The 23,568-nt window shown below is 68.2% G+C and carries 23 protein-coding genes; 7 read left to right on the top strand and 16 right to left on the bottom strand.

Annotated features, from left to right (window positions below):
* The first annotated feature begins 144 nt into the window (after positions 1–144).
* Positions 145–1,248: an ABC transporter ATP-binding protein gene (locus tag ACFWHT_RS13605; RefSeq protein WP_378829394.1), complete on the top strand. Its 1,104-nt coding sequence runs from the start codon at positions 145–147 to the stop codon at positions 1,246–1,248.
* Between the two features lie 97 nt (positions 1,249–1,345).
* Positions 1,346–2,653 (top strand): DUF4032 domain-containing protein, encoded by a 1,308-nt coding sequence (locus tag ACFWHT_RS13600; RefSeq protein WP_378829393.1) that lies wholly within the window; start codon positions 1,346–1,348, stop codon positions 2,651–2,653.
* Here ACFWHT_RS13600 and ACFWHT_RS13595 read toward each other — a convergent pair.
* From ACFWHT_RS13595 to ACFWHT_RS13570, 6 genes are all read right to left on the bottom strand, one after another.
* On the bottom strand, positions 2,650–3,357 hold the full coding sequence (locus tag ACFWHT_RS13595) for an HAD family hydrolase (protein ID WP_378829391.1): 708 nt from the start codon (positions 3,355–3,357) through the stop codon (positions 2,650–2,652). The two genes, ACFWHT_RS13600 and ACFWHT_RS13595, sit on opposite strands and share 4 nt — an antisense overlap.
* Positions 3,357–4,157 (bottom strand): carbohydrate ABC transporter permease, encoded by an 801-nt coding sequence (locus ACFWHT_RS13590; protein ID WP_378829388.1) that lies wholly within the window; start codon positions 4,155–4,157, stop codon positions 3,357–3,359. Before ACFWHT_RS13590 ends, ACFWHT_RS13595 begins: the two co-directional genes overlap by 1 nt.
* 46 nt (positions 4,158–4,203) lie before the next feature.
* Positions 4,204–5,130, bottom strand: coding sequence for a carbohydrate ABC transporter permease (locus ACFWHT_RS13585; RefSeq protein ID WP_378829386.1), 927 nt, complete (start codon positions 5,128–5,130; stop codon positions 4,204–4,206).
* A gap of 33 nt (positions 5,131–5,163) precedes the next feature.
* Positions 5,164–6,456: an ABC transporter substrate-binding protein gene (locus tag ACFWHT_RS13580; protein ID WP_378829384.1), complete on the bottom strand. Its 1,293-nt coding sequence runs from the start codon at positions 6,454–6,456 to the stop codon at positions 5,164–5,166.
* Between the two features lie 85 nt (positions 6,457–6,541).
* Complete coding sequence (locus ACFWHT_RS13575; protein WP_378829382.1) at positions 6,542–7,387, bottom strand: hypothetical protein; 846 nt, start codon at positions 7,385–7,387, stop codon at positions 6,542–6,544.
* Positions 7,388–7,398: 11 nt separating this feature from the next.
* Positions 7,399–8,286, bottom strand: coding sequence for a hypothetical protein (locus ACFWHT_RS13570; protein WP_378829381.1), 888 nt, complete (start codon positions 8,284–8,286; stop codon positions 7,399–7,401).
* A 149-nt stretch (positions 8,287–8,435) separates the two neighbouring features.
* Between ACFWHT_RS13570 and ACFWHT_RS13565 the strand changes: the two genes are divergently transcribed.
* The gene (locus ACFWHT_RS13565; RefSeq protein ID WP_378829380.1) at positions 8,436–9,464 is read left to right on the top strand and encodes a LacI family DNA-binding transcriptional regulator; all 1,029 of its coding nucleotides are present in this window, start codon (positions 8,436–8,438) and stop codon (positions 9,462–9,464) included.
* A 26-nt stretch (positions 9,465–9,490) separates the two neighbouring features.
* On the opposite strand, the gene ACFWHT_RS13560 is transcribed toward ACFWHT_RS13565, so the two are convergent.
* The gene (locus ACFWHT_RS13560) at positions 9,491–10,192 is read right to left on the bottom strand and encodes an MgtC/SapB family protein (RefSeq protein WP_378829378.1); all 702 of its coding nucleotides are present in this window, start codon (positions 10,190–10,192) and stop codon (positions 9,491–9,493) included.
* An 8-nt stretch (positions 10,193–10,200) separates the two neighbouring features.
* Positions 10,201–11,235 carry a hypothetical protein gene (locus tag ACFWHT_RS13555; protein ID WP_378829375.1) on the bottom strand — a complete coding sequence of 345 codons (1,035 nt, stop codon included), beginning with the start codon at positions 11,233–11,235 and terminating at the stop codon, positions 10,201–10,203.
* Positions 11,236–11,436: 201 nt separating this feature from the next.
* Here ACFWHT_RS13555 and ACFWHT_RS13550 point away from each other — a divergent pair, with 201 nt between their 5' ends.
* Positions 11,437–12,828: an FAD-dependent oxidoreductase gene (locus ACFWHT_RS13550; RefSeq protein WP_378829373.1), complete on the top strand. Its 1,392-nt coding sequence runs from the start codon at positions 11,437–11,439 to the stop codon at positions 12,826–12,828.
* The gene (locus ACFWHT_RS13545; protein ID WP_378829372.1) at positions 12,825–14,306 is read left to right on the top strand and encodes a mannitol dehydrogenase family protein; all 1,482 of its coding nucleotides are present in this window, start codon (positions 12,825–12,827) and stop codon (positions 14,304–14,306) included. Before ACFWHT_RS13550 ends, ACFWHT_RS13545 begins: the two co-directional genes overlap by 4 nt.
* Here ACFWHT_RS13545 and ACFWHT_RS13540 read toward each other — a convergent pair.
* From ACFWHT_RS13540 to ACFWHT_RS13520, 5 genes are all read right to left on the bottom strand, one after another.
* The gene (locus ACFWHT_RS13540) at positions 14,290–14,931 is read right to left on the bottom strand and encodes an NAD(P)-dependent oxidoreductase (protein ID WP_378829370.1); all 642 of its coding nucleotides are present in this window, start codon (positions 14,929–14,931) and stop codon (positions 14,290–14,292) included. The two genes, ACFWHT_RS13545 and ACFWHT_RS13540, sit on opposite strands and share 17 nt — an antisense overlap.
* Before the next feature lie 64 nt (positions 14,932–14,995).
* Positions 14,996–16,000: a 23S rRNA (guanosine(2251)-2'-O)-methyltransferase RlmB gene (gene rlmB / locus ACFWHT_RS13535; RefSeq protein ID WP_378829368.1), complete on the bottom strand. Its 1,005-nt coding sequence runs from the start codon at positions 15,998–16,000 to the stop codon at positions 14,996–14,998.
* The gene (gene cysS / locus ACFWHT_RS13530) at positions 15,993–17,405 is read right to left on the bottom strand and encodes a cysteine--tRNA ligase (RefSeq protein WP_378829366.1); all 1,413 of its coding nucleotides are present in this window, start codon (positions 17,403–17,405) and stop codon (positions 15,993–15,995) included. Before cysS ends, rlmB begins: the two co-directional genes overlap by 8 nt.
* 50 nt (positions 17,406–17,455) lie before the next feature.
* Positions 17,456–18,637 carry a 2-C-methyl-D-erythritol 4-phosphate cytidylyltransferase gene (ispD, locus tag ACFWHT_RS13525; RefSeq protein ID WP_378829364.1) on the bottom strand — a complete coding sequence of 394 codons (1,182 nt, stop codon included), beginning with the start codon at positions 18,635–18,637 and terminating at the stop codon, positions 17,456–17,458.
* Positions 18,638–18,714: 77 nt separating this feature from the next.
* Complete coding sequence (locus tag ACFWHT_RS13520) at positions 18,715–19,197, bottom strand: CarD family transcriptional regulator (RefSeq protein WP_179410198.1); 483 nt, start codon at positions 19,195–19,197, stop codon at positions 18,715–18,717.
* A gap of 155 nt (positions 19,198–19,352) precedes the next feature.
* Here ACFWHT_RS13520 and ACFWHT_RS13515 point away from each other — a divergent pair, with 155 nt between their 5' ends.
* On the top strand, positions 19,353–19,847 hold the full coding sequence (locus ACFWHT_RS13515; RefSeq protein WP_378829362.1) for a DNA modification methylase: 495 nt from the start codon (positions 19,353–19,355) through the stop codon (positions 19,845–19,847).
* Positions 19,848–19,916: 69 nt separating this feature from the next.
* Here ACFWHT_RS13515 and ACFWHT_RS13510 read toward each other — a convergent pair whose 3' ends face one another.
* Positions 19,917–20,600, bottom strand: coding sequence for a response regulator (locus tag ACFWHT_RS13510; protein WP_378829361.1), 684 nt, complete (start codon positions 20,598–20,600; stop codon positions 19,917–19,919).
* Positions 20,597–21,823, bottom strand: a complete 1,227-nt coding sequence (locus ACFWHT_RS13505; protein WP_378829358.1) for a sensor histidine kinase — start codon at positions 21,821–21,823, stop codon at positions 20,597–20,599. The genes ACFWHT_RS13510 and ACFWHT_RS13505 overlap by 4 nt, the downstream gene beginning before the upstream one ends.
* Before the next feature lie 185 nt (positions 21,824–22,008).
* On the opposite strand from ACFWHT_RS13505, the gene phoU reads away from it, so the two are divergent.
* Positions 22,009–22,713, top strand: a complete 705-nt coding sequence (phoU, locus tag ACFWHT_RS13500; RefSeq protein WP_378829356.1) for a phosphate signaling complex protein PhoU — start codon at positions 22,009–22,011, stop codon at positions 22,711–22,713.
* Positions 22,714–22,816: 103 nt separating this feature from the next.
* On the opposite strand, the gene ACFWHT_RS13495 is transcribed toward phoU, so the two are convergent.
* Complete coding sequence (locus ACFWHT_RS13495; protein WP_378829354.1) at positions 22,817–23,560, bottom strand: phosphoglyceromutase; 744 nt, start codon at positions 23,558–23,560, stop codon at positions 22,817–22,819.
* Positions 23,561–23,568 lie beyond the last annotated feature (8 nt).

The raw sequence follows: 23,568 nt of genomic DNA, 5'->3' as shown, positions 1-23,568 counted from the left end.
TAACGAGGCAGTCTGGGAAATACCCAGACGCGTTCAGTCGTGCCATACTGATCCCGACCCGATGACGGGTCACGGCGGGCTCGCAGCCCACCGCTTCCATCACAACGGATCGTCCGGCACGTACCTGCCGGTGAAGGAGAAACAATGGCAACCGTTACGTTCGACGACGCCACCCGCCTGTACCCCGGCGGCACCCGGCCCGCGGTCGACAAGCTGAACATCGAGATCGCCGACGGCGAGTTCCTCGTTCTGGTGGGCCCCTCGGGCTGCGGAAAGTCCACGTCGCTGCGCATGCTCGCCGGTCTCGAAGAGGTCAACGCCGGCCGCATCCTCATCGGTGACCGCGACGTGACCGATGTCCCGCCCAAGGACCGCGACATCGCGATGGTCTTCCAGAACTACGCGCTGTACCCGCACATGACCGTCGCCGAGAACATGGGCTTCGCCCTGAAGATCGCCGGCGTCGGCAAGGAGGAGCGCGCCACCCGCGTGCTCGAGGCCGCCAAGCTCCTCGACCTCGAGGAGTACCTGAACCGCAAGCCGAAGGCCCTCTCGGGTGGTCAGCGTCAGCGCGTCGCCATGGGTCGCGCCATCGTCCGCCAGCCGCAGGTGTTCCTCATGGACGAGCCGCTGTCGAACCTCGACGCGAAGCTGCGCGTGCAGACCCGCACGCAGATCGCGTCCCTGCAGCGCCGCCTGGGCGTCACGACGGTGTACGTGACTCACGACCAGACCGAGGCGCTGACCATGGGTGACCGCATCGCGGTCCTCAAGGACGGCGTTCTGCAGCAGGTCGGCTCGCCGCGCGAGCTGTACGAGACGCCGAACAACGTCTTCGTCGCCGGCTTCATCGGCTCGCCTGCCATGAACCTCTTCGAGGTCTCCCTCACCGAGGGCGGCGTGCAGTTCGGCACGAAGGCCGTCGCGACGGAGTCCTCCGCGGTCGCCAAGGCGCACGGCAACACCGTCACCGTGGGCATCCGCCCCGAGGACATCGTGGTCGCCCCCGAGGACGGCCAGGGCCTCTCGGTCACGGTCGACCTCGTCGAGGAGCTGGGTGCCGACGGCTACCTGTACGGCCACACCGACATCAACGGCAAGCGCACCGACCTGGTCGCGCGCGTCGACGGCCGCCGTCACCCGAACGCGGGCGACACGGTCGTGCTGGCGCCCGTCGCCGGTCACGTGCACCTGTTCGACATCGAGTCGGGCGAGCGTCTCAACGAGAAGCCGATCGTCTCGGCCTGATCGTCACCGACCGCGGCGCGGGCCGACCTCACCGGGTCGCCCGCGCCGCGGCGTTTCCGCACCTGCCGCATCGGCGGCGCACATCCCGGGAGGAAGCATGAGGCGGGAGTCGCTGCGCATCAGCGCGAGCGAGGTCGACCCGGGCCTGCTGTCGCTGCCGTGGACGACGCCGCTGGGCAGATGGCCCTCCGAGAACATCGTGTCGCTGCCCAAGGGCCTCTCCCGGCATCTGGTGCGCTTCGCAGACCTGTCGGGTCGCGTGGTCGCCGTGAAGGAGACCACCGAGGAGATGGCCCGGCGCGAGTACGAGATGCTCGGCAACCTCGCCCGCCTGGACGTGCCCTGCGTGAGCCGGGTGGCGGTGATCGCGGGCAGGGCGGATGCTGACGGCAAGCCGCTGCCCGCGGCCCTAGTGACCTCGCATCTGCGTTTCTCGATGCCTTACCGCGCACTGTTCACCCAGGTGCTGCGCCCCGACACCGCCGACCGGCTCGTCGACGCGCTGGCGCTGCTGATGGTGCGTCTGCACAACGTCGGGTTCTACTGGGGCGACGTCTCGCTCTCGAACACGCTGTTCCGCCGCGATGCGGGAGCGTTCGCCGCGTACCTCGTGGACGCCGAGACCGGCGAGCTGCACGAGGAGGGTCTCACCGACGGGCAGCGCCTCTACGATCTGGACCTGGCCCGCACGAACATCGCCGGGGAGATCATGGATCTGGCCGCAGGCGGGCGCCTGGAGCGCGGCGTGGACGCCCTGGACATCGCCGACGGCATCGTGTCGTCGTACCGGTCGCTGTGGACCGCGCTCACCGACGAGGAGTCGTTCGGCGTCGACGAGGCCTGGCGGATCACCGAGCGCGTCCAGAAGCTGAACGCGCTCGGTTTCGACATCGATGAGATGTCGATGGTCACCACCCCCGACGGCACCGCCGTGCGCATCCAGCCCAAGGTCGTGGATGCCGGGCACCACCAGCGCCGGCTGATCCGCCTCACCGGCCTCGACGTCGAGGAGAACCAGGCGCGTCGGCTGCTGAACGATCTCGACGAGTTCCGGGTCCGGTCGAGGAAGGACCTCGGCGACGAGGAGATCTACGCCCACGAGTGGCTCACCCGAGCCTTCGAGCCCGTCGTGCGGGCCATACCCTACGACCTGCGCGCCAAGCTCGAACCCGCCGAGGTGTACCACCAGGTGCTGGAGCACCGCTGGTACCTGTCCCAGGCGCAGGGCCGCTCGGTGCCCCTCGCCGAGGTGCTCACCAGCTACATCAACGACGTGCTGCGTCACCGGCGCGACGAGGCCACCATCATGGGTCCGCCGACCGAGACCATGGGCCTGCCCGTGGTCACCGGAAGCGTCGACGTCTCCGACGACACCGCCGCGATCGACTGGCGCGACCTGGTCTAGGCCGCGTCACCGCCGGTGCGCGCTCCTGGAGAGGCAGCGGCATGGACGTCGCGCACATCGTCCAGCGACCGTCCCGACAGGCTCTGCCAGCGAACGACCGGACCGGTGACCTGCACGGCGGCAGGAGCGTTCACGGCGATGGTGGTCACTCCGGCGGCGACGGCAGCGGTGATGCCCACCAGGGAGTCCTCCAGCGCCACGCAGGAATCCGCGGCGAGACCGAGCCTGTCCATCCCTGTGAGATAGGGCTCCGGGTGCGGTTTCGGCTGCGCGACGTCACTGCCCGACACGATCACGTCGAAGAGATCCAGACCCGAATCGCCGAGGATGGCTTCGACGGAACGCCTGCCCGACATCGTCACGAGCGCGCAGCGCACGCCTTCGCCGGCGCAAGCCTCCAGCAGCTCCCGGACTCCCGGGAGCCAGACCGGGCTCATGATGATCGCCGACTCGACGGTGTGCCGCTCGATGAGGGCGACGGTCTCCACGGCATCCGTAAGCGTGGCCTTCTTCTGCCGGAATCGCGCGGCCACGGACCACATGCCATGGCCCCGAACGACGGCGTCGTCGGACTCGTCCCACTCGACGCCCATCTCGGCCGCCGCCGCCCGGATCCCCGTGTTCCAGAGCGGGGCGCTGTCGATCGACGTACCGTCCATGTCCCAGAGGATGCCCTGCAGCACGCCCCGCGGCGCGAGGGTCATCACGACTTCACCGCCCCTGCGGTGAGTCCCGAGATGACGTGGCGCTGCGCGAACAAGAACAGGGCGAGCACCGGCAGCACGGACAGCGTGGTGGCGGCCATCTGCACCGACCACAGCGGGCCCGCGAACGGGTCGTAGAACTGGGTCAGTGCCAGAGGCACGGTGAACATCTCGGTGCTCCTGAGATAGATGAGTGGTTCGAGGTACTGACTCCAACTGTGCCACCCGGCCAGCACCATGACCGCCGCCAGGGAGGGGCGTACCAGCGGCGTGTAGATGGTCAGGAAGATCCGCAGGTCGCTGGCCCCGTCCAGGCGAGCGGATTCGCCGAGTTCCTTGGGCAGGCCGAGGTAGGCCTGCCGAAGGATGAACGTAGCGATCGGCGCCGAGTGGAGGAACACCGTGATGATGACCAGCGGATAATACGTATCGATCCAGTTCAGCCACCCGACGAGACGGAACAGCGGGACGATCGTAGCCTCCGGCGGGATGAAGGTCGCGCTGAGGAGCACCAGGAAGAGGATCGAACTGCCCACCGGCTTGACCCGGGCGAAGGCGTAGCCCGCGCACGTGGAGACGATGACGGTGAGCACGCAGACCAGGGCCATCACGAAGACGCTGTTGAAGAACTGACGCGCAAAGGGCTGCAGCTCGAACACCGCGGCGTAGTTGGACCACTGGAATTCGCGGGGGAACAGCGTCGGCGGGTAGCTGAGGATCTCGGCATCGGATTTGACCGAGCCCGTCAGCATCCACCAGATGGGTCCGAGGAAGACTACGGACAGCGCGATCAGCGACACGTAGAGGACTGTCTTGTGGACGCGCCCGCGGCGCGTCGGGCGACGTTCAGTCATTTTCGGCGTACACCAGCTTCTTTCGGAGTGACCACAACAGGCTGCTGACGATGATGATCATCAGTAGAAGGATGACGGCCAGGGCGCTGGCCTCTCCGAAGTCGTGGCGGCGGAACGCCTCGTCATAGATCATGAACGAGAGCACGTTCGTCTCGTATCCGGGACCACCGTCGGTGAGGATCAGGATCACCTCGAAGACCTTGAACGATCCGACGACGGTGAGCAGGAAAACCATGAACAGAGTGGGAGAGACCTGCGGGATGACGACATGGCGGAACCGCGCCCACCAGCCCGCGCCGTCGGTCTCGGCCGCTTCCAGCAGTTCCCGATCGACGGACTGGAGCCCGGCGAGGCAGAGCAGGACGTTGATGCCCACGTTCTTGGTGAGCTGGACGACGATGATGACCGTCAGCGTCACCCACCGCGACCGCAGCCAAGGCGTGTCCTCTACACCCCCGAAGCTCACCAGGAAGTCCAGGAGCCCGTCAGGCTGCAGGATGAACCGGCTCACGAGCGCCCAGGCGACCATTGTGACCAGCGCCGGGATGAACACGGCGGCACGGAAGACGTTCACCCCGCGCAGCCGATTGTTCAACAGCAGAGCGATGCCCATCGCCACCACGATGTTGAGCACGCTGTATGCCACGACGAAGTAGATCGTATTGGCGAACACCAGCGAGAACCGCTCGCCTGCCAGCAGGGTGGCGTAGTTCTTGAGGCCGACGAACTCTGTCGCACCGGAGAGAGCATTGATCGAGTTCAGGCTGAGCCACACGGACTGTCCTGTGGTCAGCAGTCCGAAGACGGCGAAGCCGAGCAGCTGCGGGGTGATGAGCGCGTAGCCGAACGCGTTCGCTCGGAAGAACCGGCGGGTGGCCGACACCGGCGGAGTCTTCACTCCGCCGGTGTCGGAGCTCACCGCAGGCTCGTGCGTGAGCATGGACACAAGTGCTCAGCCCCCCAGAGTCGGTTGGATCGCGGCGCAGACCTGATTCATGGCAGACGTGATGTCGGCGTCGGCTCCGTAGGCGTACTGGTCCAGCGCGGCGTTCAGCGCGGCCGTCGTCTCTGCCGATCGCTCCGCCACCGGGGTGAAGGTGCCGCTCTCGAGCACAGCGTCGAGGATTGGCTCGAGCTGCTCCTCCTCGAGGACCGGAGCCGCGGCGGCCATGGTTTCCGCGTTCAGCAGCGATGTGCGGCTCGGCGGGTAGTAGGCGGACAGCTCCTTCATGTTCTCGGGATTCGTCAAGAAGGCGACCAGGCGAGATGCGGCATCGACGTTCTTACCCGCCGAGTAGGCCACCATCGCCGACTGCCCGACGTGCTGCCCGGCGCCTCCCGGACCCGCCGGCGTGGGTACGACGCCGTAGTCGAAGTCGACCTCGGCGAGACGGCCGTTGCTTCCTAGGTAGGCGATGAGCGTGGCCGCGCCACCGCCCCAGAAGTCGGCCTGTTGACCGGGTCGGGGGGTGACCTTCTCGTCGTAGACCATCTCGTGAAGTGCCTTGTATGCGGCGATGGTCTCGGGTGAGTCCATCGTGCAGGTTTCGCCGGAGGCATCCCACGGCGCGCCGCCGTACGCCCGGATGAGCGGGAGCATGCGCACCCAGTTCTTGAACTCGAACGCGTCGAACACCACGCCGGTCTTGCCCGTCTCCGCGACGATCTTCTTCAGGTCGTCACGGAGCAGGTCCCAGTCCCAGGTGCCCTCCGCCATGGCCGCCGAGGGGTCATCCAGGCCCGCTTGCGCGAACAGGTCCTTGTTGTAGTACATGATCAGCGGCCCGTTCGAGAAGGGAACGCCGTACTGCGCGTCGCCCTCCTTCCAGGGCTCCTGCATTCGCTCGGCGAGATCGTCGTACTCGTAGCCCTCGAACGACGTGAGCGTCGGAGTCAGATCGGCCAGAGCGCCCGCCTTCATGTACTCGATGCTGCTCTCGACAGGCAGCCAGGATGCATCCGGCGGGCTGTTGGAGGCGAGCCAGGTCGGCAGCAGCGTGTTGAGGTCGCTCAGGGTCACGGTCTCGAACTTGACCGCCGAGACATCGTCGTTCTCGGCGACGAACTGCTCTCCCATGCTCTCAAACATCGCCAGCTGATCCGGGTTGGATGCCCAGAGCAGGAAGCGCAGCTCCGCGGGCTCACCCGAAGACCCTGTTCCGCTCGGGCCGGGCGCACCCGAGCATCCGGCGACCAATGCCGCCGTAGCGAGCAGGGCTGCCCCTGCGATGATCCTTCGTCTCACATTTCCTCCTTGAATTGAGTTCGAACTGCAGTGTTCTCAGCCGCACGGATCCGGCCACGGGTGATGGACGGGTGCTGACGGCGCGTCAACGAGCGGACACGAGGTACGCGGCTCGGCGCAGCGCTGTGACAAGGTACGGCTCTCGACCGATCCATAACGCGTCGAGGCCTTCGGTCTCTCCGAATCGCCGGACGTGCAGGGTGTCCACGCGCTTCGTGCTTCGGAGATCGACCACGGTGATCCGCGCCTCCTCTGCGGCGACGCCGTCATTGGCGTTGAGGTAGAGGAAGGATCCCGCCACCGTGCAGCCCTGGGAGTAGGTGTGCACACTCGGAACGGTGAAGCTCTGGATGAGCTCGCGGCCTGCGGCGTCGTAGCGGTTCACCAGGACACGCCGCCTGTCGCCGAGCGGAATGTCCTCCGCGGCAACGGTCAGGATGCCGCCGTCCTCATCGACTGCCACCGAAGCCAACCGCCATCCGGGAATCTCGATCGGAAGACGCTCCTTCACCCGCGCCGCAACGGGATCCACCCGCTTGAGTACGGGCACGTCCTCGCCGGCGTCGCAGACGATCACCTCATCCACCCCTACGGCGCAATCGTTGGGATGGAGGAGGTCGCCTTCGACGATCACCTCGCGGACGAGATCGCCGGTGTCGCTGTACTCCTGCATCACGGAGCCATGGTGGAAGACGAGCCAGGAGGCGCCGTATCGGCAGACGCTCTGCACGTTATCCGTGCCGTTGCTTGGCGGAAGGATGTCGAACGCCTTCTCCAGCCCCCGAGGGCCCCTCTCCCCGTCGACGACCGCGTCGGGCCAATCGGCGTACCGCGAGCGAGATTCCATCGGCTGACCTCCTTCCCTGTGAACGATGAGTATAACGATACACTCGGCGCCTGCTACGTACAAGCCCGATCTCGTCCGCGGCACGGAGGCGCCATTCAGGACGAGAGCGCGGTCTCCCTGCGATCTTCGTACATCTGCCAGAAGAGCAGCCAGGGATCGAGCATGATTTGCTCGCCGCGCTCTTCGACGCGGAAGACGAAATGGCTGTGCTCGGCGAATCCGCCCGCGACGTATACCCCGCCCGACTCCGCGTACCGCACGCCGGCGCCGATCGGTTCGCCCGCAGGGGCGAGCAGGCGGATGACGTGGTGCGATTGGAGGATCCAGTTGGTGTCCTCGCTCCAGCGCCGCACTCCTCTCCACCGATTGTTCTTGTCCCCCGCAGCGAGCGATTCGAAGTAGCCGTGCTCGTCGATGTGGAACGGAGTCCACAGTGGAGTGCCGGCGGGGTGGTTGATGTCGAGGCCCCCGTGCGCATCGACGCCGTCGTAAGGGCCCAGCCACGTGTCCTCGCCGCGATAGCAGTCCTCGACCCGCAGCCCGCCCTCGGGCAGCGGACACCACGGGTGCAGCAGCGTCGGGCAGATCCGCGAGCGCTCGTCCCAGACGGCGAGCCGCGCGTGCCGCCGGGGGAAGCACTCGCCGTGGCGCTCGGAGAGCAGATCGGATATGCCGGCCACGGCATCGAGCCAGATGCGCATGCCCATCACGACCGGCGGCGGGGTGAAGTTCGCCTGATCGGGAATGCGCCGCACCAGCTCCACCCGGTGACCGTCGATCTCGAGCACACACGCGATCGCGTAGGTCAGGAGCCCTTCGCCGTCGGAGTGTCGCAGCCGCCCACGTGTCAGCGCCCAGGCCATCGTCTTGACCAGCCGGATCCGGCGCACCTGACCGTCGACGAGCCGGAAGTGCAGTTCGTCTCCCTCGTCCAGCTCGATGCCCGTCAGCGTCGCCGCGGCGACGCGCTCCTCGGTTCTCATCTTTCATCTCTCCTTACTTGCGGGCGCCGCCGCGGCACATCGCCGCCGTCGGCCGCCAGGTCGACCGGGGTAAGTGTTACGATTGACCGACCGCAGGAGCCGGCCGTCAGCCGAAGACGCTCCGACGAAGCGGAGAGGATTCCCGGCACATGGCGAAGAGTGCGCGTCTCGCTGAAGTCGCGAAGCTGGCGGGCGTGTCCCCGGGACTCGTCTCGCGCCTGCTGAACGAGGACCCGACGCTGAAGATCCGCCCCGAGACCAAGAGTCGCGTAATGGCTGCGATCGAGATGCTGCAGTACACTCCGGATGCCGCGGCTCGTGCGCTCCGCAGCTCCCAGACGGGCCTGCTCGGGTTCGCACTCCATCACGTGACCGACCCGATCTACGCACAGATGGTCGACAGCGCCGAGGCTGCGGCATCGGCCGCCGGGTACTCGCTCCTGCTCCTCAACGCCAGCGAGCTGGTCAGCGAGCCGGCGACGTTCCGGCGTCTCGTCCGGGGCCGCCGGGTCGACGGACTGCTGATCCAGGGAGGGTACGCGGACGATACGACGGGGCTGAACGACGCCAGGTCGATGCCGACCGTGCTGTTCAACTCCGACGCTCTGCCGGGGTTCCGCACCGTTCGTCTGGACGACACCGCGGCCGCCGATCTCGCGACGTCGCACCTCGTACAGCTCGGGCACACCCGCATCGCGTTCGTCGGGGCGGAGGGAAGCTCGTCGGATCGTCGATACGACGGGTACCTCTCGGCGATGACGCGTGCCGGCCTTGCCCCGCACCCTCTGATCGCCGGCGGCTGGGACGCCTCGCCGGCTCGCGAGGTCACGGAGCGATATCTCGCCAGCGGCGGCAGCGCCACGGCGCTGGTCGTCGTCTCGACCACCAGCGCCCTCGGAGTGCACGCGGGCGTGATCGCGAGCGGTCGCCCGATCCCCGAGCAGATGTCCGTGGTCAGCATCCACGACACCTGGTTTGCCGAGCATCTCAGCCCGGGGCTCACAGTCGCCGCGACGCCGCTGGGCGAGCTCGGCCGCCGTGCGGTCGAGATCCTCGTCGACCAGATCCGCTCCCCGCAGCAGGGCGAGGTCGTCATCAACGACCCGGCGCCGGTGCTGCTGCGCCGCGCGTCCAGCGCCCATCCGGCAGGTCGGCAGACCCCGGCAGCAGATCACTAGGCGAACCGCGGTTCGCCCGCGGGCCGTCACTCCGTCTCCTGGTCGTCGAGCCAGCCCACGGAACGCACGCCGTGGATCGAACCGATGGCGTCGAGCAGCGCCGCCGTGCTCCCCCAGCCCTGTGCGCTCAGCGTGACCCGGACGGCTCCGGGATCGAGCTGACCCCGGTGCGCGGAGAGCCTGGACACGGTGAAGCGGTGATCGGTCACCACGCTGATGACGTCGCGCAGGAGTCCGTGCCCGTCGACGTACTCGACGGAGAGCACAGCCTCGGAAGTGCGGCGCAACCTGTTCAGGCGAGGTCCGACCGCGATGATCAGATAGTGGCAGCCGACCACCGCGGCGGCGATGATGAACAGCCGCCCGCCGGCGGCCATGCCGACCGCCGCGACGAGCCAGATCGACGCCGCAGTGGTCAGGCCCCGGACGGCGTCCGAGCGGAACACGATCAGCCCCGCGCCAAGGAATCCGATGCCTGAGACGATCTGGGCCGCAACGCGCGTGGGGTCGACCGTGACCACATCGGCGCCCATCATGTCGAAGAATCCGTACTTGGAGACCAGCATGAACAGACAGGAACCCACTCCGACGAGGGCGTGGGTCCGCACACCGGCGTTCTTCGAGCGCAGCTGGCGCTCGAGTCCGACCGCCATCGACAACACGAGCGCCACGGCGAGCTCGGGCAGCATGTAGATCTGAAGCAGCCAGATGTTCTCCAGCGGACCCACCCCCTTCCCTACTTCTTGGTGATCTTGTGGATGCCGTCGATGTAGGTGACACCGTCGGGATGGACAATGTTCGACCCGACGAAGAGCTTGCCCTCGCTGTCGAGGTCGATCCCTTCGAACTCGAACAGTGAGGCATCGGACGAGGACACGGTATTGTCGATCCACCGCACCGGTGTGTAAACCTTGTTGTTGGTGATGGTGCCCAGCGTCGCGACGATGATCCGGTTTTTCAGGCGGGTCGCGGTCCCGACCGTGTTCTTGCCGTCCCACACCGGGATCAGCAGCTGATCCTTGGCCGCGTTGTAGGCGATGTCCTGACCGATGTTGAAGGTCGTCGTCGTCGGAACGAAGAACTTGTTCCCGAGCTCGAAGTAGTCCCCGACGATAGTCGCCGTATAGTAGGGGCGCCGGATCTGCGTGGGATCGCCGGGGTCGGGAACGCTCTCGCCGGCCGTGCCCACGATCCAGGTTCCGTTGCCGCGATACGTGATGGAGGCGATCTTCTTGTTCGCGCTGCCCTTGCGTGCCTTGAACAGCTTGGTGATCTCGCCCTGGTTGTTGATCTGCGCGATCTGCGGCTCGCCGGGTGCCTTGAGCATCGGGACGTAGAAGGACCCGACGTCGAGATAGTCGGTGCCGGGAGTGCGATAGTAGGCGAGACCGTTCGCATGGCCCAGCGGGTACGGCTCGGAACTTCCCTTCAGGCGTACGGTGTAAGTGCCGGTCGTCGCCCCCGAGGTGTTGAAGTCGTTGATGTGGACGAATGACGCCCAGCCGAGCTGGTCGGCGCCTGAATGGTCCGCCTTCACCGCGTACGCGTCGTCAGCGCCGACGATAGCCAATCCGGTGAAGCTCCCGATCCGCCGCGTCACGCCGTCGTGGGTGATGTACATGTCGGGGACGCGCTGGATGAGAGTCCTCTTCGTAACGGTGATCGGCGGGTTCGTCCCCGCCTGGGCGGTGGCGCCGGCGGTTGTCGCCATCACAGCGGCCAGCGCCAAGGCGAGCAGCGACGTCCTCGTCGCCGCGCGTGTGCTCTTCATGGTCATGCCTCCTTGCATCGTGCGCATCATGGAGATGCCGGTTCTCGAGCGGAACCGCCCGATGGGTGACATTGTGTCAAGTATATCCTTATACTTCAATCACTGGCCCAGAGATTATGCAGATTGCTCCGCAATCCAGGGTCGAAGTCGCAGGACAGCCGCTACGCGGTATATCTATTTAACGAGAGGACGCGATCACATATGGACGAAATGCCCGCGCACGGGAACAGCGGGTTCGTGACGGAGAGGCCACGTGAGGTCCCGCTGGCAGGCGATTACGACGTGATCGTCTGCGGCGGCGGGCCGTCCGGACTGATCGCGGCGATCGCCGCAGCCCGCAGCGGCGCGAGGACGCAGTTGATCGAGCGCTACGGGTTCGTCGGCGGAATGTCCACCAGCGCTCTGGTCACGCCGATCAGCGAGTTCCGCATCAACGGCAGGCAGCACATCGGAGGCATCCCGTTCGAGCTTCTCCAGCGCGCCGCGGAGCTTGGTGGGGCGGATGTGGAACGCGACAGCGGAAACTATCCGGTGAACGACGAGCTGCTCAAGCTGGCGGCGCAGCGGCTCCTGATCGAGAGCGGCGTCACCCTGCTGTACCACTCGTGGTTCTCGGACTGCATCGTCGAGGATGGCCGGGTGACGCACGTCATCCTGCAGAACAAGTCGGGCCGGGTGGCGTACGCGGCTTCGGCCTTCATCGACTGCACGGGCGACGCCGACCTCGTGCGGGCCGCAGGACTGCCGACGACCAAGGGCACGGTTCTCCAGCCTGCGACACTGTGGTTCCAGCTCGCGGGCGTCGACACCGATGCGCTGAGCTACACCTTCGGAGACGCCGTGGGGGGCATCCTCCCGGTGTCTCAGCCGATCCGCGATCGTCTGACCGAGCTGAACGCCCGGAACGAGATCCCCATCTTCGGCGGACCGTGGATCAGCCGGTTCTTCCACGACGGCGTCGTGAGCATCAACGTGCTCAGGGAGCCCACTGACGCCAGCGATCCTGAGGCGTTCACCCGCACCGAATGCAGCCTGCGCGAGAACATGCACCTCATGATCGATGTCTTCCGCCGTGAGTTCCCGGAGTTCAGCAACTGCTGGCTGATGAAATCCGGCGTGCAGACCGGTGTCAGAGAGACCTATCACATCGTCGGCCTCTACCAGCTCACGAAGGACGATGTGATCACGCCGAAGGCGTTCCCCGACACGATCGCCAAGGGCGCTCACGTCATCGACATCCACGACGCGGACAGCAACGATCAGAGCGATTTCACGGTGCCCAAGCAGGAGTACAACATTCCGCTCCGATCCCTGGTGCCACGCGGGAGCGTCAACCTCATCACCGCGGGTCGCAGCCTCAGCGCGGATGGTCCCGGCTTCGGCTCCGTGCGCACGATGGCCACGTGCATGGCGATGGGACAGGGAGCGGGTGTCGCTGCTGCGCTGCACGTGCAGTTGGGTTGCAGCATGTCCGACATGAACGTGCCGATGCTCCGCCAGCGTCTGGAGGAGCAGGGCGCCGTCATCGATTTCGAGAACTGCCGTGACGCATCCGCGGCACAACTACCCGCGCCCGCCGGGAGTGTCCGATGACAGGGAGCGCGGAGGCGTACCTCTCCGCCGCATCGCTCGACCTCGTCGAGCCGGGGATCCCCGTGCCGGACTACCTCGGCGGCTCTGCGCGGATCGGGATGGTCCACATCGGCGTCGGCAACTTCCATCGCTCACATCAGGCGATGTACGCGGATCGTCTGCTGAGCGCGGACGCCGCGACGCCGTGGGCCATCTGTGGGATCGGGACCAGGGATGCAGACAGGGATCTCGTCACCGCCCTGCAGCGCCAGGACGGCTTGTACAGCCTGTCGCTGTTCGGCGGCGACGGTTCGGTCGCGACACGGGTCATCGGCTCGATCCGCGAGGTGGTCCTGTCCGTCGACGACCCGCGGACCGCGCTCGATCGGCTGAGCCATCCCGACGTGCGCGTCGTCAGTCTGACGATCACCGAAAGCGGCTACATCGAGGATCCGTCCGCCGGCCGACGGGCGTCGGACGACGAAGCGCTTCAGGCCGACCTCGCCGACGGTCTCCGAGCACCGCGCAGCGCGTTCGGGCTCATCGTCGCTGCTCTCCGGGCACGACGCGCAAGCGAGATCGCACCCTTCACCGTCATGTCATGCGACAACATCCAGGCGAACGGCACCATCGCGCGCGCGAGCGTGATCGCTGCGGCACGACTCGTCGACGAGGAGCTGGCTGAGTGGATCGGCCTCGAGGTCGGATTCCCGAGCACGATGGTCGATCGCATCACCCCTCAGCCCACTCCGGCGCAGGCGCAAGCCGTCCGACGGATGCTCGGACTCCGCGACGACGCGATCGTCGTCGCCGAGCCGTTCACCCAGTGGATCCTGGAAGACGACTTCCGTTCGGGACGACCGGCCTGGGAGGCGGTAGGCGCCGTCTTTGCGGAGAACATCGGCGCCTACGAGGCGATGAAGCTCCGGCTGCTCAACGGCGCACACCAGGTGCTCGCGTACGTTGGGTCCCTGCGCGGACACGCTCTGGCGCACGAGGCGATGCGCGATGATGTCGTCCGTGGCTGGCTGGAGGCCTACTGGCGCTCTCTCGCGCTGCCCGACCTCGATCTCCCGGTCGGCGTCGACGGCGACGGATACGTCCGAAGCCTCGTCGAGAGATTCAGCAACCCTGCGATCGCCGACACCCTCGAGCGGCTCGCATCGGACTCCAGCGCCCGCATGGCGACCTTCGTCCTTCCCGTCCTCGTCGACGCGCGCGACAGGCACGGCTTCGCCGATCTCGCCGGCGTGCTTCTGGCGAGCTGGGCGGCATCCGTCGGCGCCAGCACCTCCTCCGCTGTCACCACGGGCGTGTCGGCACGGCTGCTGTCCGCCATGCGTGACGCCGACCCATGCGCCTTCCTCGCGGCGACCGACTGGCTCGCGCCGCTCGCCGATGACGAAAGGCTGCGCGCGTCCGTATCACGGACGCGCGACGCATTCGCGTCGTTGGGCGCCGCCGAAGCGCTCGAACGGCTTCTCAGTAGCCGACGGTGAATCGCCCGCGGCGATGCTTCGGATCCTCGATCTCGTCGACCACGGCGATGGCGAAGTCCGCGCCCGAGATGGTGGAGGTGCCGTCGGCGGCGCGCACCAGCACGTCTCCGCCGTCGCGGTAGGACCCGGTGCGCTCGCCCTCGGCCCACGGACCGAACACCTCGGCAGGGTGGATGAAGAACCAGTCCAGGCTCTCGTCGGACGCCTGCAGCAGCTCGAGGGAGTCGATGCCGACCTGCGCCTCGTGCCGGTACTCCTCGGGGAAGTCCTGATCGAACAGGCGCGGACCCCCCGGTGCGACAAGGCTGCCGCCGGCACCGCCGATGACGCCCAGGCGCGTGGGCGTTCCGGCGAGTTCGCCGACCAGCCCGCGCAGAGCGTCGAGCACCGCGTTCTCCATGTCGCCGCGGGGCGAGAGCGAGGAGACCACGGCGTCCGCGCCGTCGAGCACGTCACCGAGTGAGCCGATCTCGAGCGCAGAGCCCTGCACGTACCGCACGCCGTCGACGGCGGCATCCGGAACCGAGCGGGAGACGACGGTCACGTCGTGACCCCGCGTCACCGCCTCGCGGGCGATGTGGCTGCCGGCGTAGCCGGTTCCTCCGATGACGACGATGCGTGCCATGAGCGATCCTTCCGTGGGCGCGTGTGCGCGGCTGACGTCAGGTGTAATCCGGTATCGCGCCCGCCTATTCCCGACCGGCGCGGACGGTGGACACCTGGTAGAGCGCGACGGATGCCGCGATGCCGGCGTTCAGGGACTCTGTCGCCGCCGAGATCGGGATCGACACGATCTGGTCGCAGGTCTCGGTGACCAGGCGCGAGAGTCCCTTGCCCTCGGACCCGACGACGATCACGACGGGACGGTCCGCCAGCTCGAGCGCGGGCAGCGACACGTCGCCTCCCCCGTCCAATCCCAAGACGAACACACCCTGCTTCTTGAACTCCTTGAGCATGGACGTGAGATTCGCGGCGAGCGCGACCGGGACGCGCGCGGCGGCGCCGGCACTGGTCTTCCAGGCTGCGGAGTTCACGCTCGCGGAGCGGCGCTGAGGCAGGATGATGCCGTGCCCGCCGAACGCGGCCGTCGATCGGATGATCGCGCCCAGATTGCGCGGGTCGGTGATGCCGTCCAGTGCGACGAACAGCGGCGTCTGACCGCGGTCGATGACCTGCTCGAGAAGGTCCTGCGGGTGCGCGTACTCGTACGGCGGCACCTTCAGCGCCACACCCTGATGCACGCCGTCGAACCCGGCCATCCGGTCCAGCTCCTGACGAGTGACCTCGAGCACCGGGATCTCGCGGTGGCGGGTGATCGCCAGCATCTCCTTGACCCGGTCGTCCATCTCCACGCGCTGCGCGATGTAGAACGCGGTCGCGGGGATCTTCGTGCGCAGTGCCTCGAGCACCGAGTTGCGCCCGGTGACCGTCTCGGTGTCGTCCGCCGCCTTCGCGCGGCCCTGCCGGTTGGGGTTCGAGGCCTGCTGCGGACGCTGCCCGGGTTTTCCCCGGCCTCCCGCGGCGGCGAACCGCTCCTGAGCGGCCTTGCGCTTGCCCGCGACGTGCCAGCTGCGGTCCTCGGCCTTGGGCGTGGGTCCCTTGCCCTCGAGTGCCTTGCGGCCGAGGCCGCCGCTGCCCTTGGTGGCGCCCTTCTTCTTGCTGTTGCCCGCTCCGGGGCGGCCAGGCTTAGCCATCGATACTCCAATGCGTTCCGTCCGGAGTGTCCTCCAGAGTGATTCCTGCCGCCGCGATCGCATCGCGGATGCGATCCGCCGCGGCCCAGTCCTTGTCGGCGCGCGCCTGCGCGCGCTGCTCGATCATGGTGCTGACGAGCGTGTCGAGAGCGGGTGCCTCGGCGCCGGCGCTCCCCCCGGTGCTCCAGCTCGGGGAGCGGGGGTTCACTCCCAGCATCTCGGTCATGAGGAACACGGCGCGCAACGCCTCGAGCGAGGCCTCCGCGTCGCCACTGTCCAGTGCAGAATTGCCGGCCCGCACCGTCTCGTGCAGCACCGCGAGCGCCTGCGGCACGCCGAGGTCGTCGTCCATCGCCGCAGCGAACGTCTCGGGCAGATCCGTGGCCATCCAGCCCAGGTCAGCGGCGTGCGTGCGCACCGCCCGGTCGAGGAACGTGCGGATGCGCCCGAGTGCGGCGTCCGCTTCGGCGAACGACGACTCGGTCAGGTCGAGGCTGGAGCGGTAGTGCGCCGCGGCGAGCGCGTACCGCACCACCAGCGGGTCGTGCTCCGCGAGCACGTCGGCCGCGGGGGTGAAATTGCCCAGCGACTTCGACATCTTCTGTCCGCCGACCGTGACCAGGCCGTTGTGCACCCAGTACCGTGCGAAGCCGTCGCCGGCCGCGGACGACTGAGCCAGCTCGTTCTCGTGATGCGGGAAGCGCAGGTCGAGCCCGCCGCCGTGGATGTCGAACTCGGCTCCGAGGTAGCGCTTGGCCATGGCCGAGCACTCGATGTGCCAGCCAGGGCGTCCGGGCCCCCAGGGAGAGGCCCACACGGCATCGGCCTGCTCGCCGGCCTTCGCGCCCTTCCACAGGGCGAAGTCTTGCGGGGCGCGTTTACCACGCGGGTCGGCGTCGGCCGCGGCCTCCATGGCGTCGACGGACTGGTGGGTGAGTTCGCCGTACGCGGGCCAAGATCTCACGTCGAAGTACACGTCGCCGGACCCGTCCGGTGCGGCGTAGGCGTGCCCGCGGCTGATGAGCGCGGCGATGAGCTCCTGCATCTGGGGGATGAAGCCGGTCGCACGGGGCTCGTAGGTGGGCGGCAGGATGCCGATCGCCGCATACGCCTGCGCGAACTCCCGCTCCATCCGGTAGGCGAGCGCCCACCACGGCTCGGCGGCGCCGGCGTTCGCGAGCACCTTGTCGTCGATGTCGGTGACGTTGCGCACGAACGTGACGCGGCCGTACCGGTGACTCAGCCAGCGCCGCAGAAGGTCGAAGCTGAGCGCCGCGCGGACGTGGCCGATGTGCGGCCCCGACTGCACGGTCGGCCCGCACACGTAGATCGTCACGTTCGAGGGGTCGAGCGGGACGAACTCGCGCAGTTCCTGCGCGCGCGTGTCATGGAGCCGTATCGTCACCGCACAAGACTACCGGGCGCCCCGTCCGCTTTCCCGAGAGGTCACCGGCGTCACGTGCGTGGGACGATCAACGCGACGGCGGTCACCGCGACGCCCTCCCCCCGGCCCGTGAAGCCGAGTCCGTCCGTCGTGGTGGCGGAGACCGACACGGATGCGCCGCCCAGTGCCGCCGACAGCGCCGCCTCCGCCTCCGCGCGACGGGCGCTGAACCGAGGCCGGTTGCCCTGGAACTGCACCGAGACGCTGCCGATCGCGAATCCGGCTTCGGCCAGCATCCGCTCGGTGCGGACGAGGAACGCGTCCGCGTGGGCACCGGCGTACTCCGGATGCGCGGTGCCGAAGTGCTGGCCGATGTCGCCGAGGCCGGCAGCGCTCAGCAGGGCGTCCACGATGGCGTGCGCGACGGCGTCGCCGTCGGAGTGGCCGGACAGCGGCTGCTCCCCCGGCCACTCGATGCCCGCCAGCCACAGGTCGCCCTCACCGCCGAAGGCGTGCACGTCGGTGCCGACCCCGATGCGCGGCAGCGGCGGGTTGCCGGAGCCCAGCAGCATCCGTGCCCGCTGCAGATCGGCGGGCGTCGTGATCTTGAAGGCCCGTTCGGATCCGGTGATGCAGCGAACGGGGCCGCCCGCGGCGGCGAACAGCGCGGCATCGTCGGTGTACTCCTCGCCGGCGTCCAGCGCGCGGGCGTAGGCCGCGTCCAGCGCGGCACGCGGAAAGCCCTGGGGCGTCTGAGCCGCGGCGAGTGTCGATCGATCGACGGCCGCGGCGACGACGTCACCGTCGAGGCGCTTGAGGGTGTCTACCACCGCGAGCGCGGGGATCACGCCGGCATCGGAGGTCACCGAGGCGGCGACCGCCTCGACCTGCGCGGGCGGCGTCAGCGCACGGGCCGCGTCGTGCACGAGCACGATCTCCGCTCCGCGATCGACAGCGGCGAGACCGGCGGCCACCGACTGCTGTCGCGTCTCGCCCCCGGTCACGACCGAGGCTCGCCACCCACGCCCGCGGTTGGCATCCGCCAGCTCGTCCGCCACCGACTGCTCGTGGCCGGCGGGAGCCACGACGATCACCTGCATCCGTCGCGCCCCGAACACCCCGTCCAGCGCGTGCCGCAGCACGGAACGGCCGTCGAGGGCGACGAGCGCCTTCGGTGCTCCGGCGCCCAGTCGGGTGCCCGAGCCGGCGGCGACGACGATGATCGCGATGGATGGAGTCTGCTGCACAGTCACACGCTATCGGCTCCGCAGACGCGGAAGAGGGCGGATGCCGCAGCATCCGCCCTCTTCCGGAACTCCGTCGATCGGGCTCAGGAGGCGAGCACCTCGTCGAGCAGTGCGCCCGCCTTGTCCTCGTCGATCTTCTCGGCGAGCGCCAGCTCCGAGACGAGGATCTGCCGGGCCTTGGCCAGCATCCGCTTCTCTCCGGCGGACAGCCCGCGGTCCTGATCACGGCGCCACAGGTCGCGCACGACCTCGCTCACCTTGATGACGTCGCCCGAAGCCAGCTTCTCGAGGTTCGCCTTGTAGCGACGCGACCAGTTGGTCGGCTCCTCGGTGAAGGGCGCGCGCAGCACCTCGAAGACGTGGTCGAGCCCCTCCTGGCCGATGACGTCGCGAACGCCGACCAGGTCGACGTTCTCGGCGGGGACCTCGATGATCAGATCGCCCTGCGTGACGTTCAGCTTCAGGTACTTCTTCGTCTCCCCCTTGATCACCCGGTCCTTGACCTCGATGATCGTCGCAGCCCCGTGGTGCGGATAGACGACGGTTTCGCCAACCTCAAAAAGCATAAAAACGTGTCCTTTCGGCAATCTCCAGGATACCACAGCCGTTATGTACTAAGGTTCGCGCCGACGCCCTTCCTGACCGCCCCTCCGCCGTCCCGTCCACGGGGCGCCGACCCACTAGACTTGCAGCGGACACCCGTCGCACCTCAGGAGGATCCGTGAACTCGCGCTCTGCTGCGTCCATCGCTCCGCGCCTCATCGCCGCCGTCTCGCTCGGCGCCGCGATCACCCTCGGCGCCACCGGCTGCACGTTCATCACCCACCAGGCGACGACCAACGTCTACCCCGCTTCCGACGGCGTCAACGTCGAGTCCACCGGCGGTCCCGTCGTGGTGCGCAACGCGCTGATCGTCGCCACCGACGACGGCTCGGCCGGCAACCTCGTCGCCGCCCTCATCAACGAGAGCGACGCCGAGGCCACGCTCTCGATCGACGTGCAGGGCCGCCAGCTGAGCGTCGACGTCCCCGCGAACCAGCGGATCAGCCTCGGCGCCGACGAGGACCCGCTGCTCATCGAGAACCTCGACGTCAAGCCGGGTGCGACCGTCGAGATCCTGTTCCGTTCGGGCGACGAGAAGGCCGACCCCCTGCAGGTGCCGGTGCTCGACGGCGCATTGCCGTCCTACGAAGACCTGGTGCCCGCCGCGGAGTGATCCGCCCGCAGCACACGAGAGGAGGCCGGTCCCCGCGGGGGCCGGCCTCCTTCTCGTTCTGGCGGCCGTTCAGCCCTCGAAGCGGTAGCCCAGGCCGCGGACGGTGACGAGCATGACGGGTTCGCCCGGGTTCTGCTCGATGCGCGAGCGGATGCGCTTGATGTGCACGTCCAGCGTCTTCGTGTCGCCGAAGTAGTCGCTGCCCCAGACGCGGTCGATCAGCTGCCCCCGGGTGAGCACGCGTCCGGCGTTGCGCATGAGCAGCTCGAGCAGCTCGAACTCCTTCAACGGCATGTTGATCTCCGCGCCGTCGACGGCCACGGTGTGCCGATCGATGTCGAGCGTGACGCGGCCGCCCTCGAGCACCCGCTCGTCCACGTCGGCCTCGGCCTGCGCCACGCGCCGCAGCACCGCGCGCATGCGGGCGAGCAGTTCGCGGGAGGAGTAGGGCTTGGTGATGTAGTCGTCGGCACCGAGCTCGAGTCCCACCACGATGTCGACCTCGGAGTCCTTCGCCGTCAGCATGATGATGGGAACGCCCGATGACTGACGCACCTGACGGCAGACCTCCGTGCCCGGCATCCCCGGGAGCATGAGGTCGAGCAGGATGATGTCGGCGCCTCGCTCGCGGAAGGCCTCGAGTGCGCCGGGGCCGTCCTCGGCGATCTCGACCTCGTACCCCTCCCTGCGCAGGAGATAGGCGAGGGGATCGGCGAGGTCGGGTTCGTCCTCGACGAGCAGGATGCGGGTCATGCGTTCTCTCCGTCTCGACCGGCGCCGAGCGGACGGTCGTCCGCCCGCGTGCGCGCCTTGTCCTTCTTCTTGTTCTTCTTTTTCTTGGAGCCCTGCGCCGCAGGTGCGTCGATGCGCGGAAGACGCATCGTGAAGGTGGATCCCCGCCCGGGCCGAGACCACAGCCGCACCTCGCCGCCGTGCCGCTGCGTCGCGTGCTTCACGATCGACAGCCCCAGGCCTGTGCCGCCGGTGCGACGCGAACGGGCGTCGTCGGCGCGGTAGAAGCGCTCGAAGATGCGCTCACGGTCGGCCTCGGCGATGCCGATGCCCTGATCGGTGACGGCGATCTCGACCACGTCGCCTTCCGTCTTGACCCCGATGCCCACTCTCGATCCGGACGGCGAGTAGAGGATGGCGTTCGCGATGAGGTTCCCGACCGCCTCGACGAGCACCTGCGCGTCGCCGCGCACCCAGACGCCGCGGTCGCCGCCGCGCTGCAGCTCCACGCCGGCGGAGTCGGCCTGCACGGTGTGCGCTTCGATCGATGCCGTGACGACCTCGTCGATGGCGACCGGTTCGATCCGGGCGAGGCTCTCGGCGGCCTGCAGCCGGGAGAGACTCATGATGCGGCCGGTGAGCTGGCCGAGTCGCCCGGCCTCGGCCATGATGCGAGACGCGAAGATGCGCACCTGATCGGGGTCGTCGGCGGCCGATTCGATCGCCTCGGCCAGCAGACTCACCGAGGCGACCGGGGTCTTCAGCTCATGGCTGGTGTTGGAGACGAAGTCGGTGCGCATCTGGTCCAGGCGCTCCCGCTCGGTGACGTCGCGGATGACGAGCAGCGTCAGGCGAGCGCCGACCACGCTGGCACGTGCCGACACCAGCCGGGGGTCCAGCGCGCTGCCCGCAGAGATCCGCAGCGTCTCCGTCTCGCTGATCGCGCTGGCCCGCACGCCGCGCACGAGCTGCCGCAGCTCGGTGTTCTCCAGCACCGACCCCGTGCGGATGTCGAAGCGTGCGGCCGCCCGGGTGGTGGCGACGACCAGCCCGGACGCGTCGAGCACGCAGGCCGCATCGTCCATGCCGTCGAGCACCTCGGTGATGCCAGTGGGGATCGAGGACGACGTCTCCTGCAGCACCTGCGCGCGCACACGATAGGCCCACGCGACCACCAGCACCACGCCGGCGCCGATCACGACGCCGACGGCGAGCGCGAACAGCGCGAGCTGGGGCGACGGCATGCCTCCAGCGTAGGGCCCGCCGATGCCGCATCCCGCCGTTCAGGGACCCGTCACGCGTGCGTCGGGCTAGTATTCACGTTCCCGGCACCATTCGTTAACCTTCGGTGACGAGAATCGACGCTGGCCCGCGGGAGCGTGCCCGATCGGCCCCGGATGCCGACCCCACGACGAAAGGTTGCGCCGACATGCGCGAAGTCTTCCACCAGTCCCTCGAGGAGCTCCAGTCGCGCCTGGTCGAGATCGCCGATCTCGTGACCGCGGCCATCGAGAAGGCGACCACCGCGTTCGCCGAGAGCGACGTCGCCCTGGCCGAGGAGGTCATCGCGAACGACGCGCAGATCGACGAGCTCGCGGTCGCGCTCGACGAGCAGGCCATCGAGATCCTCGCGCGCCAGCAGCCGGTCGCCCGCGACCTGCGGATCGTGATCACCGCGCTGCGGGTCAGCGCGTCGCTCGAGCGCATGGGCGACATGGCCGAGCACATCGCGCAGCTCGCCCGCCTGCGCTTCCCCGAGCGCGCCATCCCGAAGGGGTTGAAGGGCACCTTCCGCCGCATGGGTGAATTGGACGTGGAGATCTCCCGCACACTCGCCGAGCTCCTGCGCACGCAGGACCTGCGCTTCGCCGATGCCATCCGCAACGCGGACGACGACGTCGACGAGCTGCACGCCAGCGTCTTCGAGAAGGTGCTCAGCGACAATTGGAAGGGCGAGGCGACCGCGACCGTCGACGCCACCCTCGCCAGCCGTTATCACGAGCGATTCGCCGACCACGCGGTGGCCGTCGCCAAGAAGGTCGTGTACCTCGCCACCGGCGACTGGGCGATCGAGGAGGCCGACATCGCCCTCGCCGCCGAGGCACAGGAGGAGGCCGGCGCCGGCCACGCGTGATGCGCAGCATCCGCCCCTCGCATCGCGACCCCCGCTGAACATCGAGGCCCCTGCCGATTCGCGCGAATCGGCAGGGGCCTCGATCTGACGAGGGGCCTCGGCGTTACTTCTTGCCCTGTGCCGCCACCGCGGCCGCACCCGCGGCGGCGGCCTCGGGGTCCAGGTACCGCCCGGCACCGGTGGGAACGTTGTTCTCGTCGAGCTCATAGACCAGCGGGATGCCGGTGGGGATGTTCAGCTCGGCGATGTCGTCGTCGCTGATGCCCTCCAGGTGCTTCACGAGGCCGCGGAGCGAGTTGCCGTGCGCGGTGACGAGCACGGTCTTGCCGGCCTCGAGGTCCGGGACGATGGCGTCGTTCCAGTAGGGCAGCAGGCGGTCGATGACGAGCTTGAGCGACTCGGTGCGGGGCACGTCGCCGTCGATCCCGGCGTAGCGCGGGTCGCCCACCTGGCTGAACTCGCTGTCGTCGTCGAGCAGCGGCGGCGGGACGTCGAACGAGCGACGCCACAGCTGGAACTGCTCGGGGCCGAACTCCTCCAGCGTCTGCGCCTTGTCCTTGCCCTGCAGCGCGCCGTAATGACGCTCGTTGAGCCGCCACGACCGAGCCACGGGGATCCACAGGCGGTCAGCCGCGTCGAGCGCGAGGTTCGCGGTCTGGATGGCACGGCTCAGCAGCGAGGTGTGCAGCACGTCGGGCAGGATGCCGGATTCGGCGAGCAGCTCCCCTCCGCGTCGCGCCTCGGTCTTGCCCTGCTCGGTGAGGCGGACGTCCACCCAGCCGGTGAAGAGGTTGAGCTGGTTCCATTCGCTCTGGCCGTGACGCAGAAGAATCAGAGTGCGGGTCATGGGTCCAG

The organism is Microbacterium sp. NPDC058342 (genome assembly GCF_042723935.1).
In the GTDB taxonomy this organism is placed as follows: domain Bacteria; phylum Actinomycetota; class Actinomycetes; order Actinomycetales; family Microbacteriaceae; genus Microbacterium.
This window is presented reverse-complemented; position numbering and strand designations above follow the sequence as displayed.

What these genes read in the sequence shown, in the direction of transcription:
- ACFWHT_RS13520 (WP_179410198.1), bottom strand. Translation starts at nt 19,197, where the DNA reads ATGCTTTTTGAGGTTGGCGAAACCGTCGTCTATCCGCACCACGGGGCT.
- ACFWHT_RS13540 (WP_378829370.1), bottom strand. Translation starts at nt 14,931, where the DNA reads ATGGCACGCATCGTCGTCATCGGAGGAACCGGCTACGCCGGCAGCCAC.
- ACFWHT_RS13550 (WP_378829373.1), top strand. Translation starts at nt 11,437, where the DNA reads ATGGACGAAATGCCCGCGCACGGGAACAGCGGGTTCGTGACGGAGAGG.
- ACFWHT_RS13595 (WP_378829391.1), bottom strand. Translation starts at nt 3,357, where the DNA reads ATGACCCTCGCGCCGCGGGGCGTGCTGCAGGGCATCCTCTGGGACATG.
- ACFWHT_RS13545 (WP_378829372.1), top strand. Translation starts at nt 12,825, where the DNA reads ATGACAGGGAGCGCGGAGGCGTACCTCTCCGCCGCATCGCTCGACCTC.
- ACFWHT_RS13510 (WP_378829361.1), bottom strand. Translation starts at nt 20,600, where the DNA reads ATGACCCGCATCCTGCTCGTCGAGGACGAACCCGACCTCGCCGATCCC.
- rlmB (WP_378829368.1), bottom strand. Translation starts at nt 16,000, where the DNA reads ATGGCTAAGCCTGGCCGCCCCGGAGCGGGCAACAGCAAGAAGAAGGGC.
- phoU (WP_378829356.1), top strand. Translation starts at nt 22,009, where the DNA reads ATGCGCGAAGTCTTCCACCAGTCCCTCGAGGAGCTCCAGTCGCGCCTG.
- ACFWHT_RS13600 (WP_378829393.1), top strand. Translation starts at nt 1,346, where the DNA reads ATGAGGCGGGAGTCGCTGCGCATCAGCGCGAGCGAGGTCGACCCGGGC.
- ACFWHT_RS13605 (WP_378829394.1), top strand. Translation starts at nt 145, where the DNA reads ATGGCAACCGTTACGTTCGACGACGCCACCCGCCTGTACCCCGGCGGC.
- ACFWHT_RS13505 (WP_378829358.1), bottom strand. Translation starts at nt 21,823, where the DNA reads ATGCCGTCGCCCCAGCTCGCGCTGTTCGCGCTCGCCGTCGGCGTCGTG.
- ACFWHT_RS13565 (WP_378829380.1), top strand. Translation starts at nt 8,436, where the DNA reads ATGGCGAAGAGTGCGCGTCTCGCTGAAGTCGCGAAGCTGGCGGGCGTG.
- ACFWHT_RS13555 (WP_378829375.1), bottom strand. Translation starts at nt 11,235, where the DNA reads ATGAAGAGCACACGCGCGGCGACGAGGACGTCGCTGCTCGCCTTGGCG.
- ACFWHT_RS13495 (WP_378829354.1), bottom strand. Translation starts at nt 23,560, where the DNA reads ATGACCCGCACTCTGATTCTTCTGCGTCACGGCCAGAGCGAATGGAAC.
- ACFWHT_RS13570 (WP_378829381.1), bottom strand. Translation starts at nt 8,286, where the DNA reads ATGAGAACCGAGGAGCGCGTCGCCGCGGCGACGCTGACGGGCATCGAG.